We start from the raw sequence: 1,504 nt of genomic DNA, 5'->3' as shown, positions 1-1,504 counted from the left end.
TGTCGTTCTACATCACCCTCGCCGCCAGCGACACTCCCGCGAAGCGGGTTCGTGCAGCGACCCCATGTCGGTCGTAACGGAACTGGAATGCCAATCCCAGCAGGCGACATTGTGAAGCGGATTCTGATCGTCTAAAAGCCGCACTCGGGGAGCCCACAACTGCGGGGTCAGAACCGACCGGTTTTGACCTTCACAAAGCTGTTGCTCGCAATGTCTTATCACCGTCATATTCGCGCAGGGAGGGATCCAATGCGTTCACCGTTCCGCGTCGACACGAGCTTTCATTCCTCGGCCTCCGAGCCGATAGCCTCCGGGTGGTTGGGCGTCGGAGATGGCCACGAAATCTATTGGGAAGAAAGGGGAGCGTCGGACGGGGCGCCCGTGGTAGTCGTGCACGGCGGGCCGGGAGGGGATATACGCCCCTACTACAAGCGATTGCTCGACCCTGCATCACATCGTGGCATTTTCTTCGAGCAGCGAGGCTGCGGCCGGTCTCGGCCATCTGGCGAGCTGAGCGGGAACAACACCAAAGCGCTGATCCAAGACATGGAAAGGCTGCGCGAGCATCTCGGGATCGAGAAATGGATGCTGCTTGGCGGCTCCTGGGGCTCCGCTTTGTCGCTTGCTTACGCGCAAGCGCACCCCGAGCGGGTCCGTGCACTTGTGGTTAGCGGCGTATTTCTTTGCCGTGAGGAGGATACTCGCTGGTGGTGGCACGGCGCGCGCACCGTATTTCCCGAGGTGTTTGCCGCTCGCGACGAATTTTTGACGCCCGTTGAGCGGGACGACCCGCGGGCGGCTTTCAATGCGAGGATTGCGAGCCTTGATCCGGCAATATCGTCACCGGCGGCTATTATGCTCTCGCATGTGGAGAACCAGATGCTTGATTTGTGGCCGCCTGCACCACCCGAGAGGCCTGACGTGCTAGACGATAGTGCCGCAACAGCCTCCCGCATCCTGAGCTGGTATGATCGGCACGACTTCTTTTTGGAGCGCGATCAGCTTTTGCGGGACGCTGTTCGGTTAGCAGGAATCCCCGGTGCTATCATCGCCGGTCGGGCCGATATGTGCACCCCTCCCAAGGCGGCGTGGGACTTAGCGCAAGCATGGCCCTCTGCGTCGCTCACCATCGTTGCCGCCGCTGGCCACCGGTGGAGTGATGAGCTGCTCGGTGGGGCCATCATTCGAGAGGTTGCCAGGCTCACCGACGAAACGAGTAAAGGCTGAGCACGAGCTTCAGGTCTGAAGCTGCAACGTGCCCTTGTGCATGGTCCTAGGGTCAAAACCAAACTTGTGTGACGTCGCGCGCAAGACAGCTTTGCTGTCAGCTACTTCCGAAAGCGGACCAAGAAGTAACCACCCAATACCGGCCATGAGCGGAGCCGATTCGTGATCCCGAAAGCGGTCTGTCGGCTTTGCCAGCCTTCGAGAAAATTGCTGCCGTTCAGCAATCGTTTAGAGTTTCGGACGCCGATAGGCGTCGGAAAGTCGACGGTGCCCGAAC

1 protein-coding gene is annotated in these 1,504 nt (G+C 60.0%); it reads left to right on the top strand.

The features are described from left to right. Positions 1-249 precede the first annotated feature (249 nt). Positions 250-1,227, top strand: coding sequence for an alpha/beta fold hydrolase (locus AX708_RS17725; protein ID WP_060977092.1), 978 nt, complete (start codon positions 250-252; stop codon positions 1,225-1,227). Positions 1,228-1,504 lie beyond the last annotated feature (277 nt).

Origin of the sequence: Erythrobacter sp. CCH5-A1 (assembly GCF_001557115.1) — a bacterium.
GTDB lineage: Bacteria > Pseudomonadota > Alphaproteobacteria > Sphingomonadales > Sphingomonadaceae > Erythrobacter.
This window is presented reverse-complemented; position numbering and strand designations above follow the sequence as displayed.

Bases quoted from the DNA above. Each gene is read 5' to 3' on its own strand.
- AX708_RS17725 (WP_060977092.1), top strand. From the start codon at position 250: ATGCGTTCACCGTTCCGCGTCGACACGAGCTTTCATTCCTCGGCCTCC.